Source organism: Cryobacterium sp. SO1, assembly GCF_004210215.2.
Classification (GTDB): domain Bacteria; phylum Actinomycetota; class Actinomycetes; order Actinomycetales; family Microbacteriaceae; genus Cryobacterium.
Genome location: NZ_CP067394.1, coordinates 1,049,976 through 1,066,696, shown reverse-complemented (window position 1 = coordinate 1,066,696; position 16,721 = coordinate 1,049,976). Strand labels below are relative to the sequence as shown.

The following is a 16,721-nucleotide window of genomic DNA, read 5'->3' as shown; positions in this document are numbered from 1 at the left end:
GCAGAGAGCCCAGGCAATCGCATTCGTCACGCCGCTCTTCCAGCTCGGCCGCCGAAATCGTTCAGCCCGTCGGTTCGAGGACCACGACGGCCGTCTTCATCGGCCGCCGGCTGGCATACCCGTCAAGGTCGGTATCCAGCAACCGCCATCGGTCCCAGAGCCGCTCCCTGTCCGCTCCCTCCGCCGCGTGGGCGACGACGACGTGGCCTGTGCGGCCGGCAAGCTGCACCGTCGCCTCCGGATGCGCCTGGAGGTTCAGCCACCACGCGGGCTCGGCCGTGCCCCATCCGTTCATCGCCATGGTCACCAGATTCGGACCGTCCTCGTAGTACCCGACGATCACCGAGCGCTCCTGGCCGCTGCGGCGACCGATCGTGGTGAGTCTCAGCGTGCCCCAGCTCTGATCATGGGGGCGCCACAGCCCACTACGCCCTCCGGTGATCCGAACGAGCGCCCGGTGCACCTTCCAGAAAAGCACAATGAACCATCGGGGCTGTAGGCGCGGCGTGCGTCCGCTCGCTTCCGCCGAACCGCTGCTCTTGTCCACCGTGCATGCCGCCTTTCGCCGGAGTTCCCGCACGCTGCTCGCCAGACGAATCAGCTCACCAACGTGGGCCGATGGCCCGGCAGGAACGAACCCCAGGCAGGGATGGACATCAGCGTATTACCGGCATGGAAGCTTGTCGATGGCCCTCTGGATTCTGAGGCCCTGTCGGACCCCGCCGGCACTGCGGCCAGGCGCAGGGCAGCCGGGCCACTCCGATGCGATTTTGGCCAGAGACTTCTGCGGTCGCCCATAGAATTGATTCGTGACCTGAGGCGTCCCCCCACGCCAGGGTCACGTTGCGTCCCGCCGCGTCCCCCCACGCGGCGGGACGTTTTGGATGGACGTTGATCCATCTCAAACCCGTTGATGACGAAGCGCGCCGGCCCCCCAAAGTCCTGTCCCCTGGTCCCAGCGCACCTCTGTCCTTATCCCCCCTTGGACATGTCTAAGCCTACCTCTATCGGGACGGTGATCGTCACCCTGCGTATCGCCCGTTCAGCTCTCCACTCGGAGAGTGGCTGTGGCTGGTGCTACTGGTCCGTCAGGTCCGAGCCGCCGGGCAACCTGTTCTCGAGCAGCTTCGTGATCTCCCGGAGAGCTTCTGGTGACGTATCCCTGAGGGTTCTGGCCGCGAAGCTGATTACACGCTTGACCCGGATCATGCGGACCAACTCCAACTGGGAGTCGATACGCTCCGGTAGGTCATCGTCGGACCCAAGCAGGTACTCGGGTGCAATCCCGAAGAAGTTTGCGATCTCAGTGAGCAGCCGTACGTCACTGACCAGTGGGCCTTCCCCCCTGACCATGTACTGCCATCGGGCCCTCGAGAGCGAAACCTTCTTGGCTTTGAGACCGGCGGCGATCTCGCGGTAGGTATACGGGGTATTCCCTTCGGCCACGACTACGTCGAGCAGCAGGTTCAGCTTGCGTGCGAGTTCCAGTTGCGGAGTGGGCAGCGGTGCCCCTGTCCCTCCCGCTTCATTAGGCGTTTTGGTGCTCATCGGTCCTCGAGTCGTTTGTGGTCCCGTGAGTTGCATCTGACGCCCGACGAAAATGGTCTTCGATCCTCTGGATGAGCCTGGCTTCGCGAGCGGAGAGAGCTTGGTCGGGGTGGAGAAGGAGACAGTCACGAACCTCGACGTAGCGACGATGGAGGTGGATTGCGTGGCTCCCCCGGAAGCAGAGCGCCACCCGTGACATCGGTGCTTCAATGCTCAGCTCAGGTCGGTCAGCAAGCAACCGCTCCCAGAGTGGGGTGACCTTCCACAGCAGCCGTCGGCTTTGGCCGGCGTCGCTCAGGTTTCTGGAAGCTCCGATTAGCAGTCGGAGACCGAGACCCAGCGACAGGAGAACGGGGGCTAGGAACGTGCAGGCATCCGATAAGAAATCAACTGTCGCGCTGACGTGGGAGCCACCTGTTGCCCTGTTGATGGCGACACCCATCTGAATGACGACATAGAGCGATACCAACGCGCACCCGATAGAGATCATCACGAGTGCACTCTTGAGCGATGTGTCCGACTGACGTTTGAAGTCAGTCGTGCAAGCAACGATTGTCGAGATCGCAAGAACGATCAGAGCAATCCAGGTCGTGAAGCCATAGACCAGCTGACTCCAGTCGCCAGGGCCGATGAACTCGATGTTGTCAATGTCCCAGTCGTTGGTGAAGAAAAGGCCGGCCTGGAGGAGGATCAGTCCAGGGGCTCCCCACAAGGCAAATCGTTTTCGAATCGAGGTTAGTCCGGCCTGTGAGACAGCGGTCTGGATGAGGCAATCAAACAAAGCCACACAGATGATCGCTGTCGCGTGGAAGCTGAAATACGTGATGTCAACTCCACCCAGGAGTTTGTCGACGAAGGCATACGGGCCGTCGGCGATCAGCGACATTGTGACGGCGAAGGCCACCATGAACCAGAAAAGCAGACGTCGTTTTCCTCGGAGCGCGCTGGGTACAAGCAGAAGGGTCGTGCCCCACAGGGCTGCGAGCACCACGTATTCGATGAGCGCGAACATCAGAGAATCTGCCCGAATCCGGTCTCGGCTCCGCGCCTGCTTGTGGATGCGTCCTTCCGAAAGATCATCGCTAGCTCGTCCCCGATAGCCTCCGCCATTGCCTCTTCGTCATCGGTGAAGCTGCTTCTGGAGAGCGCCGAGACGATGGCGTACATCGGGACGAGGGGTGCGAGAAGTGCGACCCTGTCGGCCGGCATGATCATCTTCTTGTGGTTGAGGATCATGTGTCCGAACTCATGATTCACGAACTGCTGCCGGTGGACGGCGGAGTCTGTTGGCGCGTAGTAGATCCGCTCGAATTCTTCACCGGCCACCTCAAGCCAGAGCGCGCAGATTCCGCTATCAATCATTCCCTGTGGCGCCTGCACGATGACGATCTTTTTCTTGCGGAGCTGCTCCATATGGTGGTGCAGGATTTCCGAGTTCGCGGGGCGTGGGAGGTCGATCTCCTGCACCAGTTGTTGCGCGCGTTGTTGCCGTGCTGCGTAGTCCACTATGGATCCGATTGTCGAGTCGATACGTTGTGTCCCCCCTAGCCGGATCCAGCGCACCTGAGACATGCATGACTGCCGTCACCATGTGATTGTTGAAGCTCTTCATGATAGCCACGAGCTGGCGCCGACGGCATGCTTGAGGTACTCAGCGACGCCGACGATCCTCCAGGATCGCCATTGCCGCCTCTGCCCGTTCGGGCGAGGGAACGTCGGCCTGCAGCAGGGTCACGAGTGTCGAAACGTCATCCGTGTCGATGCGGTCCACAGCGTTCACGGTAGCGCATTTCGGAGCCGGCACCTCGTCGACCGAGAACTCCCGGGAGGTGCCGGAGCCGACTTACACAAGGGCCACCTGCCCCGCAATCAGAACAATGGCGGCCGGCCTCGCTCAAGGACGCCAGGCTCGCCCACGGGTTCGTTGCGCTTCTTCAGCATCCCCCGGGATTCGTATGGTTGCACGATGAGTATCCCTCCCGTCGCACCACTTTCGTACGCCTCCACGAAGATGGCGTCCATCCGTCGCCCGGTGTGGTTACTGAAACCGTCCCAAGCCACGACGGCTCGAGCCGATTCCGGACTTTCTTGGACAAGCCAGCGCGTGGCCGCCAGCATCTCTTCGATCCGATCAGCTACGGCTCGAACCAGCCGTCTACCGGATGAGCCCTCCGTGAGGGCGAAGGGCATCAGTGGACCACGCGGTTGGATGGACCGGAATGCGTGGTCCATGGCGGCCGCCGCGAGGGCGTGGAGTTCGTTCGGATCATCCGCGTGGCTGGACATGTCCAGAGCCTAGTGACGTCCCGGCGCCCAAAGACCCCCGGGTCATCCCCAATTCAGGGGCGACTGGGACTGCCAGGATTGTGCAGCAGAGCAGTCAGCCGAGTCGCTAACCGATCATGTACACGAACCCGCGATTCGACGCCGCCACCTGTGTCAGGAACTCCACAGCGCGTTGCAGGAAGTCGAGAACGTAACGCGCGTCCTGGTCCGTCGCAATGTCGTCGCTCAGACTGTGCTGCAATTCAAGGAGATCTTCGGCAATCTCCACGGCCTCCTCAGGCACAATCGCTCGCGTCCAGGGAAGCCATCCATATCCGTTCATGGTGACCTGCCCCTCGAACATCCGGTAAGCGGGTCGGGGCGTCTCACTTGGCCTACTCGGAGCAGTCAGCGCTTGCATCGATGACCATGCCTTGTCCAGGTACAACATGTCCGTCTTTGGCACCGACTGCACGAAGCTCGTGACGGCCACCTGAGCACCGTGAGGCATGCCCCAGGCGTCAGCCAGCGGGTCATCGCTGATGACACTAAGCGGATCGGCCAGCGCGAGTGCGGTCATGTCTGCGTCGAATGCGTATGCGTAGTATCTGATTCCCATGTGTCGATCCTGCCGAGTGCGCAACGTCTCCACCGGGCCGAACTGAAAATCTGTGGAAAACCCTTCAGTATCCCGCGGAGTGGATAGTCAACGAGGCGCGACGTCGCCCTGCATTGCCCATTGCGACATAGACACTTCGGACACTGACCTCCACGGTATTCCGAAGTCGAATCACCGGTTCCGCGAGCGTGAAACGCGTTGCCAGTTCGCACACGGTTTAGTCGAGCCCCGTCGCGTTGTTTCGCACGGGGGCATAGTGCGGGGTGGCGTAGCGTAAGCCCACTCATCAAAATCGTCCGAGTCGACGGATTCATGCGCCCGCGTCCACAGCTGCGAGGCGGGCTCATAGGCATTCATGAACATTTCGCAGTCGCAACAACACGCGCCCATCGTGGAGAGCCGCGCGATCAGTGCGGTGGCGCGAGGGGCGACGTGATCTCGATAGAGCGATGCGAATCGATGGGTGCCATTGCACCCGAACTCGTCGAGTTGGCGAGCCACAAAGCAGACAAGACATTCGCCGTCTGAGAGAGTCATGAGCGTAGAGGCGGCATCGTGAAGGATCCGCTCAGCCCGTTCGGTGACGGATGTGTGTTCCATGTGGAGACCGTGCCACGAACCACAGACATCGGTTCAGAAGTGCACGAGCCTGGCCGCGACGACTCGGACGCAGACTGCCAGTGGTGCGGTTAGAGAGAAACGTTGAAGCGGAACTCCACCGAATTCGGTCACCGATAAACATCATGGGCAGTGGTATCGCCCTACTTTGGGCGACGGATGGCGCAATTAGCCAGCGTTTAGGATGGTGCGGGCTTGGTCGAGCAGCGGCGCAAGCGCCCTGTGCCACACGGGCAGATCAACGGACAGTGTCACCCACGTGAGCTCACGATTGATCTGGTCGTACTGATGGATGATGAAGTTTCGGTTAGCGACGGCGACGGCCCAATCGACACCTTCCGGCGGGTTCACGCCAAGCCGAGACATTCGATTCGCACCTTCACCGAGCTTCATCATCAGCGAATCACCGGCCTCTTGAAGCAGGTCGTCAGCGAGATACGCGTCCCTGCCACGCTCGACGATCTCAGCAGACCGGGCAAGCCAGCCCGCGATGTGGAGGATTTCTTTCGCGCCTTTACGATTCATCACAGCAGCACCGCGTCGCGTCGAATGTCTTCGTCGATTCCTGGCGTCAGCCCGCCGTACGAAATGAGGTCGATTTCTCGGCCAAGGACCCGCTCAATCAGAAGCTTGAAACGAACAAACTCGAATGACGACGCACCTGGCCCCGCGTCCACAAGAAGATCGATATCGGAGTCATGGCGTGACTCGCCTCGCGCAACGGAGCCGAATACAGCCAGACGCTGATAGCCATTCTGTTCTGCCAGAGTCTTGAGTACAGGTGCAGCCGCCGCAAGCAAATCCGCAGGACTGACGGCTTCCAGATCTGGTGAGTTTCGGAGTTGCTGGCTGACCGCAGGCTGCGAGATTCCCAAAGCGTCCCCAACCTGCTGCTGGCTCAGGCCCGTGGCTAGCATCGCCCGAAGAGCGATGACGCGACGCAAACGGGCGTCGTCTTCGTGGCGACGAGCTTCTCGATACTCCACCACAAACGTCATAAGGCAACCTTATTCAGCATAGCGCCGGAGCAAAAGGTCCGATGAAAGGCTTGTGGTTAAATCCTGTTATCGCCCAGGGTCAGTTATTGAAGCGGAACTCCACGACGTCGCCGTCCTGCATGACGTATTCCTTGCCCTCGATGCGGGCCTTGCCCTTGGCTCGGGCCTCGACAACCGAACCGGCGTCGATGAGGTCCTGGAACGCGAAGACCTCGGCCTTGATGAAGCCTTTCTGGAAGTCGGTGTGGATGACGCCGGCGGCCTGCGGGGCGGTCCAGCCCTTGTGGATGGTCCAGGCCCGCGTTTCCTTGGGGCCGGCCGTGAGGTAGGTCTGCAGGCCGAGGGTGTCGAAGCCGATACGGGCGAGCTGGTTGAGCCCGCTCTCCTCCTGGCCGGTGGAGGCCAGCATCTCGGCGGCGTCTTCTTCGTCGAGTTCGGCGAGCTCGGATTCGAGCTTCGCGTCGAGGAACACGGCCTGGGCGGGGGCGACGAGCGCGGCCAGCACGGCGAGCTTCTCGGCATCCTGCAGCACGGCCTCGTCGACGTTGAAGACGTAGATGAACGGCTTGGTGGTGAGGAGGCCCAGTTCGCGGATGGGCTCAACGTCGATGGTCGACGCCGACAGCGGCTTGCCGGTGTCGAGGAAGGTCTGCGCCGCCAGGGCGGTCGTGAGCACGCTCGGATCGAGCTTGCGGCCCTTGGTCTCCTTCTCGTACCGCACGATCGCCTTTTCCAGCGTCTGCAGGTCGGCGAGCACCAGCTCGGTGTTGATGGTCTCCATGTCGCCGGCCGGGTTGACCGCACCGTCGACGTGCACCACGTCGGGGTCGGCGAAGCCGCGGATGACCTGCGCGATGGCGTCGGCCTCACGGATGTTGGCGAGGAACTTGTTGCCCAGGCCCTCACCCTCGCTCGCGCCGCGCACGATGCCGGCGATGTCGACGAACGACACCGGGGCGGGCAACAGGCGCTCACTGCCGAACACCTTCGCCAGCTTGGCCAGGCGGTGGTCGGGCAGGTTGACGATGCCAACGTTGGGCTCGATGGTGGCGAACGGGTAGTTCGCCGCGAGCACGTTGTTCTTGGTCAACGCGTTGAAGAGGGTGGACTTGCCGACATTGGGCAGTCCGACGATTGCAATAGTAAGAGCCACGAGAGTCCATGGTACCGGCTCAGCCGGTTCGGCGTTCTGCCGCATCGTTTCGCGGCACGCCCGGGCCGACCGGCGGGGCCACGGATGCCCGCCGGCACGGCGATGTCGGCGGCGCGTGAGACCATGAGGCGTGCCCGTCAACTTCACCGCCATCGATTTCGAAACCGCCAACTCTTCGGCCGCCTCGGCCTGCTCGGTGGGGTTGGTGAAGGTGCGCGACGGCGTCGTCGTCGACAAGATCGGCTGGTTCATCAAGCCGCCGCTCGGCCACGACCTGTTCCAGGAGTGGAACATCAAGATCCACGGCATCCGCCCGGACCACGTGGCGGCGGCCCTCAGCTGGTCGCAGCAGCTGCCCCACCTGGTCGCCTTCGCCGACGGTGACGTTCTCGTGGCGCACAACGCGGGCTTCGACCTGGGCGTGATCAAGACCGCGTCAGCGATCACGGGCATGACGGTGCCCGACTTCCGCTACGTCTGCAGCCTGCAGGTGGCCCGCAAGACCTACCACCTCGACTCCTACCGGCTGCCGGTCGCGGCGATGGCCGCCGGCTTCGAGGACTTCTCGCACCATAACGCCCTCGCCGACTCCGAGGCCTGCGCGGCGATCATGATCCACGCCGCCGACCGGCACGGCGCCGACACCATCGAGGACCTGGCCCGCATCTGCGGCGTCAACATGGGCGTCATCGGCCCGGTCGCCACCCGGGAACACCGCGCCGCGCACGGCCCGATGGCGCTGAACTAGCCGGCAGCGCCGGCTCCGAGGGCCGGCCCGCACGACGCGCGCGCGGCCTGCCGGCCGTGTCGGTGGTCGCTGTCAGACTGGCCGCATGGACCTCCTCGCGCTTTTCCTCGGCCTCCTTCTCGGTGCGGTGCTCGGCGCTCTCGTGAGCGTTGTGTTCCTGCAACGCCGCCAGTCGTCCGGCCCGGCGGGTGCCGACCCGGCCGTGCTCGAGGCCCGGCACCAGGTGGTGCTCGCCGAGAGCCGCGCCAGGGAGGCCGCCGTGCAGTCGCTGCTGCGAGAGGAACTCGCCTCGATGCAGGCCACCGCCGACGGCCTGCGCGACCAGATCGCCGACCAGAAGCGCCAGTACCGGGACATCGTCGACCGGCAGCACGACGACCAGGCCGCCCGCACCGAACGCGACAGGCAGGAGAGCCAGGTGCTGCAGGCCCTGGCCCCGGTGAAAGACAGCCTGGTCAGCATGCAGCGGAAGGTCGCGGAGCTCGAGCAGCAGCGCAGCCTGCAGCACGGTGAGCTCACCGAGCAGCTGCGCTCGGCCACCGAGTCAGAGGAGCGTCTGCGCAGCACCGCCGAGTCCCTCGCCTCCGCGCTCCGTGCCAACAGCACCCGCGGCGTCTGGGGCGAGACCCAGCTGCGCAGCGTGGTCGAGGCCGCAGGTCTCATCGAACGGGTCGACTTCGACGTGCAGTCCAGCATCCACTCGGATGCCGGCGCCGGCCGACCCGACATGGTGGTGCACCTGCCCGGCGGCAAGAACATCGCCTTGGACGCCAAGGTGCCGTTCACCGCGTTCCTCGAGGCCAGCCAGATTCCCGCGACGGCGACCGGTGCGGATGGCGCCCAGCGCGCCGTGTTCATGAAGGCGCACGTCAAGGCGGTGCGCGACCACGTCACCGCGCTGGGCAGCAAGGCCTACTGGCAGGGCTTGGACGCCTCCCCCGAACTCGTGATCGCGTTCATCCCCAGCGAATCGCTGGTGTCTTCTGCGCTGGAGGCCGACCCGTCGCTGATGGAGTTCGCGTTCAGCAAGCGGGTGGCGCTGGCCTCCCCCGTCACCCTGTGGTCGGTGCTGAAGACCGTGGCGTTCAGCTGGCAGCAGGATGTGCTCACCCACGACGCCCAGGTGCTCTTCGACCTCAGCCGTGAGCTGTACTCCCGGCTGGCCACCACCGCCACCCACATTGAGAAGCTCGGCCGCGCGATCGAGCGCACGGTGAAGGACTACAACGGGTTCGTCGGCTCGATGGAACGTCAGGTGCTGCCGACCGCCCGCAAGCTCAACGCCCTCGACGAGTCGAAGGTGCTGGCCCCGCTGGTGGGCATCGAGGAGTCCCCGCGCGAGCTGGTGGCCTACGAGTTCGTGGCCGCGCTGGAGACTGAAGCCCTGGAAGCGATCCCCACCCGGGACTGAGCCGCCCACGTCGCAACGCGAGTTGCACGTCGGGCCGGCGCTACGGGATGGCGCGAGCCGTGCGTTCCAGGTCGGAGACCGGCTGTTCGCGCTGGGTGGCGATCGCCGCGCCGGCGGCGGCGCAGACCACCAGGATGGCGATCTGCTGCTGAAGCAACAGGCTCTCGCCGAGCACGAGCACCCCGAAGACCGCCGCGACAACCGGGCCGAAGCTCGTGATGATGGCGTAGAGCCGCGGGGTGATCCGGCGCAGGATGAAGGTGTCCAGCGTGTACGGGAACGCCGACGACAGCACGCCCACCGCCACGAGAAGGCCGATCACACCCCAGTTCAACTTCGAGTAGTCCACCGTGACCACAGCCAGCGGCACGAGCAGCACCAGGCTGACCAGACTGGCGATGGTGATGCCTTCCAGGCCGGGCAGCTGCGTGGCCACCCGGCGGGTGAGCAGGATATAGCCGGCCCAGGCTGCCGCGGCGGTGAGCGCGAGGGCGATGCCGACCGGGTCGAGCGTGCCATCCGACCAGGTGAGCAGGAACACCCCGGCTGCGGCAGCGGCCGCGCAGACGAAGTCGAGGAACCGGCGGGACGCGGCCAGCGCCACCGCGAACGGGCCGAGGAACTCGATGGTCGCGGCCACGCCCAGGCCGAGCCGGTCGACCGACTCGTAGAAGGTGAGGTTCATCACCGCGAGCACCACGCCCAGCATCAGCGCGGGCCACAGTCGGGCCCAGGTGAACGTGACGAACTTGGGCCGGTAGAACGGCAGCACCGTGACCGCCGTCACCAGTTGCCGCACGGCGACGACCACGGGCGAGCCGACCATCGGGATGAGCAGACCGGCCAGCGACGAGCCGAAGTTGATGGTCACCTCGGTGACCAGTTGGGCTCCGGCTCCGGTGAGGCGGTCACGCTTGGCTGTCACTGTTCTCCCTCGCCGACCGGATGCGGTACTCCGACGACATTACCGGCCGACTGTCGGCCGCACGCCCCGTGCCGTGCCGGGTCAGCTGCGCCGGTAGGTAGCCCACCGGCGAAGGCCGCTCCTGTCGGAGCGGCCTTCGCTGGTTCGTCAGGCGCCAGCCTGAACGCTTCGGCTAGTGGAGACCGTGACGGCGACGACGAACAACCACGAGCACTCCGCCCGCAGCCATCAGCAGCGCGGCGATACCCGCCAGCGGAGCGATCTGCGCTCCGGTGGAGGCCAGGACGCCGCCAACGGCCGCGGCAACTCCCGCTGCCACACCGCTGGTGGGGCCGGTTCCCGGAACAGCACCGGCCGGCGCTGCCGTCGGAGCAACCGTCGGGGCCGGGGTGGTGCCTGCCGCGGCGACGGTCAGCGCGGCCGACACCGAGACACCGGTCTGGGCGCCGGTGAGGGTGACCGTGTACTGTCCGGGGACGGTCGGCGCGGTCCCGGTGATCACGGCTTGACCATCAATGACGTCGGCGACGCCCAGCGGGTCGGTCGAGGCTGCGGTGCTGATCTCGCTGGTGGCGCGCCAGTCGGCGGCCAGCCCAGCCATCGTGGCGGTGAATGCCGCCCCCGGCGCGACGGCGGCCTGGTCCAGGGTGAGGGTCGCCGCGGCGCTGAGGGACCTGAGGTTCGTGTTCAGGGCCAACGCGTTGGAGGAGGTGAAGAACAGATCGGTCTGGTCGGTCAGGCCGAGCACGTTCGCGGCACCGGGGCCGTACCCGGCGATCCGTACCTGGGAACCGGTGTGCTGCTGCGATTCGCCGGCTTCGGCGGTGCCGTAGCTCACGAGCATGGGCGAGCCTTCCTCGGTCGTCAGCGCGACGCTGAGGCCGGGCGGGGTCGACCCGACGATCTGGCTGGTGTGGGCGTGGTCGGCGGTCACCACGACGAGGGTGTTGCCGTCGGCCTTGGCGAATGCGAGTGCAGACTGCACCGCCTCATCGAGGTCGATGGTCTCGCCGATCTGGCCGCAGGCATCCGCTGCGTGGTCGCGCTTGTCGATGCTGGCGCCCTCAACCTGTAGGAAGAAGCCCTGCTCGCTGTTAGCAGACAGCAGATCGATGGCCTTGTCGGTCAGGGAGGCCAGCGAGAGACCGGTGTCCAGGCGTTCGGGGTTCGCCGTGCAGGAGGCCGGGGCGAGGTCGGCACCGCCAACAGTGGCTTCGGGGCCGATCCAGCGGGTGGGGAAGTTGCCGGGGGTGAAGAGTCCGAGCACCGGGGCGCTCTGGTCGGCCGTGGTGACGGCGGCAAGACCTGCCGCGTCGCCCACCAGCTGGTAGTCCCGGTCGACGGCCTGCTCGAACAGGGTCTGGCCGGCCCAGTCGCCGGCGACGGCCTTCTCAGTGAAGGTGGCCGCCCCGCCGCCCAGCACCACGTCTGGGCGGAGGGTGAGCAGTTGCTCGGAGATCGAGCCCAGTCCACCATTCTCGAGAGCCTCGGCGGCGCAGTTCGCCGTGGTCTTCACCGGTCCGTAGCAGCCGCGGTCCGAGATGTGGGCAACCTGGGCACCTGGGGTGGCGTCCTGGATTTCCGCGGTCGACACGTTACCGGTGCGCAACCCGTTGGCCTTGGCCAGTTCGAGCAGCGTCGACTGGGGCGTGCCGGCGATGTCCACCGAGAGTGCGCCGTTGTTCGTCTTGGTGCCGGTGGACCAGCCGCTGGCAGTCGATGCAGATTCCGACGCGTAGTTCGGGGTGCCGTCCTCGTTGAGCGCGTAGGTCGTGTATTGGCCGGTCAGCGGCAGCGCGTCGATCCCGGCGAACGCGCCCGCGGCGCCCTCGGCGTAGTTGCGGGCGACCGTGATCTCGCTGTCGCCCATGCCGTCACCGATCAACAGGATGACGTTCTTGGCCGGCCCGTCGACGATGGACTCGCGAACCGCGGCGGTCTTGTCGCCGTCGTTGCGAGCTGCCCCACCGTGGTCGTCGGTGGCGGCGTAGGCGCCGAGCGGCGCCAGGATGCTGACACCGGCGATGAGGCCGGTCGCTGCGGCCAGGAGCGCGCCGCGCCGGGTTCGGCGGATGGATGACTTGGACGAACGGAACACGGCGTTTCCCCCTGGACTTGGTGGCTCGGTGTTGATTCCGGTTCGAAATGCAACGACTACAAGGCAACCGGGCCGGCAGAGACACCGCGTAAACCGGCGGTGAACAACACGCGAAACCGCCTCGGTGTGCGGGAGGGAACAGCTCAGTGGAACACCGAACGGGCCACCACCGTCACCTCAACGGGCAGGCCGTCCGGCACGAACAGGGTGAGCACTGGCGGGCGCCACCAGGCCCGCAGGGTCACCGTGGCGCTCTGGCCGTCGGCAGTCTCGGCGCCGGCGAGCACCAGGTCCTCAACGCCGGAGCGCGGTGCGGCAGCAAGGTAGGCCGTTGCCGCCGCCCGGATCTCGGGGCTCGTCAGGGCGGCATGGAGCTCGCCGGCCTCGATCGCGACGGAGTCGAGGGTGAACGATTCGGCAGCGGCGAGCGCCGCGCCATCCGCCAGGGTGAAGAGTTTCTTCCGCTCCAGATAGAGGCTCGTGGCCGCGACCACGATCAGAACCACCATCAGCGCCAGGAAGCCATAGAAGATCGTCAGCAGCAGGACCGATCCCTCCTCCCCCGGCGCACCGGGGGCGGCGCGGTCGGCGGTCCTGGGCCTCATCTCCTTCACCCCCCGTGCCAGAATCTGGACACGGTCTGGGTGGCCGAGGCTTCCAACGGGACACTGCCGGCGTGCGACTGGGTGATGACGGCGGGCACGAACGGCAGGTCGACGACCACCCGCACGGTCACGGTCACCACACTGCGGCGGGACAGGCAGCCGGAATCGCCCGCACAGGTGATGTTCACCTGGGCGTCGGCCGCGTCAATGCCGTAGTCGGCCAGTCCCACCAGCACTGCACGCTCGGCTCGAGCCTCGGCGTCACCGACGGAGGGCGCCTGCACGTACACCCGGGCGGCCTGTCGCGCTGCGCCCTCCACCGCGAACGCGCCACCTTGCAACACCGACATGGCAAGGATCAGGTAGACCAGCGGCACCAATAGGATCAGCCCCGCCGTGATGAATTCGAGCGAGGCAGACCCGCGCTCCCCGGCGGGCCGCCACCTCGGGTTACCCGGTTTCCAGCCCCTCCACGACCGCATGCCCACTCACCTCCAGGCCACGGTCCACGCCCAGCAGACCGAACATCGGCAACGCCACCACCACCCGCACCCGCACCCCGGGCTGCCCGGCGACGTCAGCGTAGCTGGCGGTGACATCGGCGGCGTACGCCGGCCCGAGCGCTGTCGTGATCAGGTCACGGCTGCGAGCCGCACCCTGGTCGAGACCGCTATCGGCCAGCGCGGCAAACCGGGCGCCCTCGGCCGCCGCATCGAGCACGGTGTTGCGGATATGCAGGGCCAGGGCGAGCTGCAGCACCGCCAGGGTCAACGCGGTGAGCAGCGCCGACACCATCACGAACTCGGCCACAGCCGTTCCACGCTCGGCATCGCCCAGCGCCCACCGTCGGATCCGGATCATCTCGACTGGGCATTCGCTAGATGCCGCTGACCCGGTCGATGGCCTGCTCGAAGATTCCGCTGAGCGCGGGACCGGCCAGGCCCCAGATGATCATGACCAAGCCCGCGGTCATCAGAGTAATCAGAACCCAGCCCGGCACGTCGCCCCTCTCGTCGTGCAGCCCTCCGCGGATACGCTCCAGTAGCTGGGTGGTGAGGCTCATGGTGTCCTGCTTTCTCTCGGGTGGTGCACGGATGGATCGGGCGGTTCAGGTCAAACAGTTCAGGCGAGACGGTTCGGGTCGAACGGTGTCGGGTTGCACGGGATCGCTCAGACACGTCTAGAACCCGGCCTGCAGCACGAACAGCCCCGGGAAGATCGCGAACAGGATGGTCATCGGCAGGATCAGGAACACCAAAGGGAAGAGGCAGACATTATGATGCAGCTATGAGAGCTGCGATTTACTGCCGGATTTCCCTGGATTCCGCGGGAGAGGGGCTCGGTGTCGAGCGCCAGCAACGCGACTGCCAGGCTGAAGCCGCGCGTCGCGGGTGGACCGTTACCGAGACCTATGTCGACAACGACATTTCAGCCAGCAACGGCAAGCGGCGCCCTGCGTTCCAGCGGATGATCGCAGACGTCGAGAACGGCACCATCCAAGCAATCATCGCCTACTCCGTGGATCGGATCACCCGCACGCCGTCAGAGCTCGAAACGATCATTGCGCTCGCCGACAAGCACACGCTGGCGTTGGTAACAATTAATGGAGAAGTGAAGCTAGGCACGCCCGAAGGCAGGATGATGGCCCGCACGCTCGGAACTCTGGCGCGATATGAAGTAGAGCAGATGAGCAAACGGCTCGCCAGGAAGTTCTTGCAGAAAGCCGAGATGGGCGAGCCACACGGCTACGCTCCTTACGGATACTCCCGAGTCGCCGGCGGGGCCGGCTCCGCGAATCGCGACGTCGTCCGCCCCGAGCAAGGAGCCGTCGTCCGCGAAGCAGCCGAACGGATTCTCGCGCTCGAATCACTGCGATCCGTCGTCACCGACTTCAACGAGCGCGGCATCCATGGCCCCAGAGCTCCACTCTGGAATTCAACGATCCTGCGCCAGATCCTGCTCCGCCCGACGAACGCCGGCCTCCGCCAGTATCAGGGCCGCGTCATTGGCCCCTCAACGACCGAGCCGCTCTACGACGAGGCCATCTATGAGCGCCTCGTCGCTTTGCTGAAGGACCCGGCGCGACGGTCAAACAACGTAGGGCCGGGCTACAAGTACTTGCTTTCCGGCCTAGCGTTGTGCGGGTTGTGTGGCGGAGCGATGCGCCGGCAGATCGGTAGGACCGTCGTCAGCAAAAAGACGGGCGCGACGAAACGCCAGCCGCCGGCGTATAACTGCTCGAGCTGCTACAGAATCCGCCGACACCAGGAAGCGGTGGACGCCTCTATCGTTGAACTCGTCGTTGGGCGACTTGGGATGCCGGATGCGATCGATCTTTTTGCGACCAGCGACAGCGGTGTAGCCGAAGAGGCCCAATCAGCAATCGACGCTGTCAACGCCAAGGACCTCGTGATCAGCCAAATGTTCATGGCCGGAGAGATCACACGGGAGCAACTGCGGAGCATGACGGCAGCCAACGGCGCGGCCAGAACGACATCTCAGCGGTCCCTCGATACGGCACGGCCGTCAACGCCTCTCGCGCACCTTGCTGGCGGGCACGTTCGGGAGAAGTGGGATGAGCTGGACCTGAGCGCGCAGCGCGACGTGGTGGCTCGGCTACTGACAGTCGTGATCAAGCCGGCCGGAAGCGGCACCAGGTACAGCGAAGAGGATCTCGTGGTGGTCTGGAACGATTAGACCGTCTCCAGAGCCCGGTAGGCGGTAGAGCGCCCGCATCCCAGCTCGGCGGCGATCACCGTTACCGCTGTACCGCGGGCGAACATGATCTTCGCCAGTTCTATCTGGGCGGCGGTCATGGCCCGTGGACGGCCACCGATGCGACCACGTGCACGAGCAGCCGCGAGCCCGGCGTGCGTCCTCTCCACTGTGATCTCCCGCTCCATGGCAGCCAGGCCAGCCAGCATTAGAAGCATCAGCCTTCCAGCAGGAGTCGTTGTGTCGACGTCTTCGTTTAGTGATCGGAATCCGACGCCGCGACCGCCGAGCTCCTGGATAAGAGCCAGGACGTGCAAGGTCGAGCGACCGAGCCGGTCCAGCCTTGCCACGAGAAGGACATCGCCATCGCGAAGGTATGCGAGCGCCGCATCGAGTCCCGGCCTGGAGGTCTTTGTACCGGAGACACCGCGGTCCGCAAAGGTTTTGTCGGCGCCGGCCGTGTTAAGCGCGAGCGTCTGTGCGTCAAGAGTCTGGTCACCGGTAGAGACACGGGCGTAAGCGATGATTGCCATGATGATCCATCCCAGAAACGCCTGCCGCGGCTTCCGGGAACGGAAACCTTCTAGGACGACTTCTGGGACAACCATGCGCGGTGCGTCTGACATGGCGGCTCAAGTCCCGCAACCGGTCGTTTTTGGGACGACCCGCGCATGTACCCTTCATGACCACCACCACCTCCGACGCCAGCCTCTTCTCGACCTTCCTCGTCACCACGACCACCGAGACCATAACCTTCCATCGGAGCCGGACATCCGCATACTCGGAAGCCGCGGTCGGTGACACAGCCCCACGGACCGCAGCCGTAGGTTGCAGCTTCGAGCTCCACGAGCCCGCGGTCATCGTCTGGGCAGCCGGCGGCAGTTGGACAGGCGGCCTCGTGCTCTTCGTGGTGCAGGTGGCCGACACGGAATTCGTGCCGGCACCATGAGGGACGACGGGCTCGGCCCTCGTGTTGTGAACCTGGGATCGCCCCGGGGCTGGCAGTACATCGGGATCT

At 65.2% G+C, this 16,721-nt stretch carries 21 protein-coding genes; 4 read left to right on the top strand and 17 right to left on the bottom strand.

Going from position 1 to position 16,721, the window contains the following annotated elements; genetic code table 11:
• Window positions 1–61: 61 nt before the first annotated feature.
• The 10 genes from BJQ95_RS05045 to ychF all read right to left on the bottom strand — a co-directional run bounded on the left by BJQ95_RS05045 (window position 62) and on the right by ychF (window position 7,201).
• Window positions 62–478 (bottom strand): nitroreductase/quinone reductase family protein, encoded by a 417-nt coding sequence (locus BJQ95_RS05045; RefSeq protein WP_240694609.1) that lies wholly within the window; start codon window positions 476–478, stop codon window positions 62–64.
• Between the two features lie 599 nt (window positions 479–1,077).
• Window positions 1,078–1,548, bottom strand: a complete 471-nt coding sequence (locus BJQ95_RS05040; RefSeq protein WP_130176473.1) for a hypothetical protein — start codon at window positions 1,546–1,548, stop codon at window positions 1,078–1,080.
• On the bottom strand, window positions 1,529–2,560 hold the full coding sequence (locus tag BJQ95_RS05035) for a DUF6545 domain-containing protein (protein ID WP_130176474.1): 1,032 nt from the start codon (window positions 2,558–2,560) through the stop codon (window positions 1,529–1,531). Before BJQ95_RS05035 ends, BJQ95_RS05040 begins: the two co-directional genes overlap by 20 nt.
• Window positions 2,560–3,054, bottom strand: a complete 495-nt coding sequence (locus BJQ95_RS05030) for an ImmA/IrrE family metallo-endopeptidase (RefSeq protein ID WP_130176475.1) — start codon at window positions 3,052–3,054, stop codon at window positions 2,560–2,562. Before BJQ95_RS05030 ends, BJQ95_RS05035 begins: the two co-directional genes overlap by 1 nt.
• Before the next feature lie 363 nt (window positions 3,055–3,417).
• Window positions 3,418–3,834: a hypothetical protein gene (locus BJQ95_RS05025; protein ID WP_130176476.1), complete on the bottom strand. Its 417-nt coding sequence runs from the start codon at window positions 3,832–3,834 to the stop codon at window positions 3,418–3,420.
• A 106-nt stretch (window positions 3,835–3,940) separates the two neighbouring features.
• A complete protein-coding gene (locus BJQ95_RS05020) occupies window positions 3,941–4,432 on the bottom strand; it encodes a DUF1877 domain-containing protein (protein WP_130176477.1) in 492 nt (163 codons plus the stop codon).
• 171 nt (window positions 4,433–4,603) lie between these two features.
• Window positions 4,604–4,969 carry a DUF2695 domain-containing protein gene (locus tag BJQ95_RS19485; protein WP_370688388.1) on the bottom strand — a complete coding sequence of 122 codons (366 nt, stop codon included), beginning with the start codon at window positions 4,967–4,969 and terminating at the stop codon, window positions 4,604–4,606.
• A gap of 249 nt (window positions 4,970–5,218) precedes the next feature.
• A complete protein-coding gene (locus BJQ95_RS05015; RefSeq protein ID WP_205750031.1) occupies window positions 5,219–5,575 on the bottom strand; it encodes a DUF86 domain-containing protein in 357 nt (118 codons plus the stop codon).
• Entirely contained in the window at window positions 5,575–6,048 is a 474-nt protein-coding gene (locus tag BJQ95_RS05010; RefSeq protein WP_130176480.1) for a nucleotidyltransferase domain-containing protein, read from the bottom strand. The genes BJQ95_RS05015 and BJQ95_RS05010 overlap by 1 nt, the downstream gene beginning before the upstream one ends.
• A gap of 79 nt (window positions 6,049–6,127) precedes the next feature.
• Window positions 6,128–7,201 (bottom strand): redox-regulated ATPase YchF, encoded by a 1,074-nt coding sequence (gene ychF, locus BJQ95_RS05005; protein WP_130176481.1) that lies wholly within the window; start codon window positions 7,199–7,201, stop codon window positions 6,128–6,130.
• A 130-nt stretch (window positions 7,202–7,331) separates the two neighbouring features.
• Between ychF and BJQ95_RS05000 the strand changes: the two genes are divergently transcribed.
• Both BJQ95_RS05000 and rmuC read left to right on the top strand, forming a co-directional pair.
• Complete coding sequence (locus BJQ95_RS05000) at window positions 7,332–7,949, top strand: exonuclease domain-containing protein (protein ID WP_256041530.1); 618 nt, start codon at window positions 7,332–7,334, stop codon at window positions 7,947–7,949.
• Window positions 7,950–8,034: 85 nt separating this feature from the next.
• Complete coding sequence (gene rmuC, locus BJQ95_RS04995; RefSeq protein WP_130176482.1) at window positions 8,035–9,360, top strand: DNA recombination protein RmuC; 1,326 nt, start codon at window positions 8,035–8,037, stop codon at window positions 9,358–9,360.
• 40 nt (window positions 9,361–9,400) lie between these two features.
• Here rmuC and BJQ95_RS04990 read toward each other — a convergent pair whose 3' ends face one another.
• The 6 genes from BJQ95_RS04990 to BJQ95_RS04965 form a co-directional block, all read right to left on the bottom strand.
• Window positions 9,401–10,285 (bottom strand): DMT family transporter, encoded by an 885-nt coding sequence (locus BJQ95_RS04990; RefSeq protein ID WP_130176483.1) that lies wholly within the window; start codon window positions 10,283–10,285, stop codon window positions 9,401–9,403.
• Window positions 10,286–10,457: 172 nt separating this feature from the next.
• Window positions 10,458–12,383 carry an alkaline phosphatase gene (gene phoA, locus BJQ95_RS04985; protein WP_130176484.1) on the bottom strand — a complete coding sequence of 642 codons (1,926 nt, stop codon included), beginning with the start codon at window positions 12,381–12,383 and terminating at the stop codon, window positions 10,458–10,460.
• Window positions 12,384–12,526: 143 nt separating this feature from the next.
• Window positions 12,527–12,988 carry a pilus assembly protein TadG-related protein gene (locus tag BJQ95_RS04980; protein ID WP_130176485.1) on the bottom strand — a complete coding sequence of 154 codons (462 nt, stop codon included), beginning with the start codon at window positions 12,986–12,988 and terminating at the stop codon, window positions 12,527–12,529.
• Window positions 12,989–12,993: 5 nt separating this feature from the next.
• Window positions 12,994–13,470: a hypothetical protein gene (locus BJQ95_RS04975; protein WP_130176486.1), complete on the bottom strand. Its 477-nt coding sequence runs from the start codon at window positions 13,468–13,470 to the stop codon at window positions 12,994–12,996.
• Window positions 13,439–13,849 carry a TadE/TadG family type IV pilus assembly protein gene (locus tag BJQ95_RS04970; RefSeq protein ID WP_205750032.1) on the bottom strand — a complete coding sequence of 137 codons (411 nt, stop codon included), beginning with the start codon at window positions 13,847–13,849 and terminating at the stop codon, window positions 13,439–13,441. The genes BJQ95_RS04975 and BJQ95_RS04970 overlap by 32 nt, the downstream gene beginning before the upstream one ends.
• 16 nt (window positions 13,850–13,865) lie before the next feature.
• Window positions 13,866–14,051 (bottom strand): hypothetical protein, encoded by a 186-nt coding sequence (locus BJQ95_RS04965; protein WP_130176487.1) that lies wholly within the window; start codon window positions 14,049–14,051, stop codon window positions 13,866–13,868.
• A gap of 224 nt (window positions 14,052–14,275) precedes the next feature.
• Here BJQ95_RS04965 and BJQ95_RS04960 point away from each other — a divergent pair, with 224 nt between their 5' ends.
• Complete coding sequence (locus tag BJQ95_RS04960) at window positions 14,276–15,685, top strand: recombinase family protein (protein WP_130176488.1); 1,410 nt, start codon at window positions 14,276–14,278, stop codon at window positions 15,683–15,685.
• Here BJQ95_RS04960 and BJQ95_RS04955 read toward each other — a convergent pair.
• A complete protein-coding gene (locus BJQ95_RS04955; protein ID WP_130176489.1) occupies window positions 15,682–16,236 on the bottom strand; it encodes a recombinase family protein in 555 nt (184 codons plus the stop codon). The genes BJQ95_RS04960 and BJQ95_RS04955 overlap by 4 nt on opposite strands.
• 149 nt (window positions 16,237–16,385) lie before the next feature.
• Here BJQ95_RS04955 and BJQ95_RS04950 point away from each other — a divergent pair, with 149 nt between their 5' ends.
• On the top strand, window positions 16,386–16,652 hold the full coding sequence (locus BJQ95_RS04950) for a hypothetical protein (RefSeq protein ID WP_130176490.1): 267 nt from the start codon (window positions 16,386–16,388) through the stop codon (window positions 16,650–16,652).
• Window positions 16,653–16,721: the final 69 nt, after the last annotated feature.

Excerpts from the sequence above, each read along its gene's own strand:
- BJQ95_RS05040 (WP_130176473.1), bottom strand. The coding sequence starts at position 1,548 with ATGAGCACCAAAACGCCTAATGAAGCGGGAGGGACAGGGGCACCGCTG.
- BJQ95_RS05035 (WP_130176474.1), bottom strand. The coding sequence starts at position 2,560 with ATGTTCGCGCTCATCGAATACGTGGTGCTCGCAGCCCTGTGGGGCACG.
- BJQ95_RS05025 (WP_130176476.1), bottom strand. The coding sequence starts at position 3,834 with ATGTCCAGCCACGCGGATGATCCGAACGAACTCCACGCCCTCGCGGCG.
- BJQ95_RS05020 (WP_130176477.1), bottom strand. The coding sequence starts at position 4,432 with ATGGGAATCAGATACTACGCATACGCATTCGACGCAGACATGACCGCA.
- BJQ95_RS19485 (WP_370688388.1), bottom strand. The coding sequence starts at position 4,969 with ATGACTCTCTCAGACGGCGAATGTCTTGTCTGCTTTGTGGCTCGCCAA.
- BJQ95_RS05015 (WP_205750031.1), bottom strand. The coding sequence starts at position 5,575 with ATGAATCGTAAAGGCGCGAAAGAAATCCTCCACATCGCGGGCTGGCTT.
- BJQ95_RS05010 (WP_130176480.1), bottom strand. The coding sequence starts at position 6,048 with ATGACGTTTGTGGTGGAGTATCGAGAAGCTCGTCGCCACGAAGACGAC.
- rmuC (WP_130176482.1), top strand. The coding sequence starts at position 8,035 with ATGGACCTCCTCGCGCTTTTCCTCGGCCTCCTTCTCGGTGCGGTGCTC.
- BJQ95_RS04980 (WP_130176485.1), bottom strand. The coding sequence starts at position 12,988 with ATGAGGCCCAGGACCGCCGACCGCGCCGCCCCCGGTGCGCCGGGGGAG.
- BJQ95_RS04975 (WP_130176486.1), bottom strand. The coding sequence starts at position 13,470 with ATGCGGTCGTGGAGGGGCTGGAAACCGGGTAACCCGAGGTGGCGGCCC.
- BJQ95_RS04970 (WP_205750032.1), bottom strand. The coding sequence starts at position 13,849 with ATGATCCGGATCCGACGGTGGGCGCTGGGCGATGCCGAGCGTGGAACG.
- BJQ95_RS04965 (WP_130176487.1), bottom strand. The coding sequence starts at position 14,051 with ATGAGCCTCACCACCCAGCTACTGGAGCGTATCCGCGGAGGGCTGCAC.
- BJQ95_RS04960 (WP_130176488.1), top strand. The coding sequence starts at position 14,276 with ATGAGAGCTGCGATTTACTGCCGGATTTCCCTGGATTCCGCGGGAGAG.
- BJQ95_RS04955 (WP_130176489.1), bottom strand. The coding sequence starts at position 16,236 with ATGGCAATCATCGCTTACGCCCGTGTCTCTACCGGTGACCAGACTCTT.
- BJQ95_RS04950 (WP_130176490.1), top strand. The coding sequence starts at position 16,386 with ATGACCACCACCACCTCCGACGCCAGCCTCTTCTCGACCTTCCTCGTC.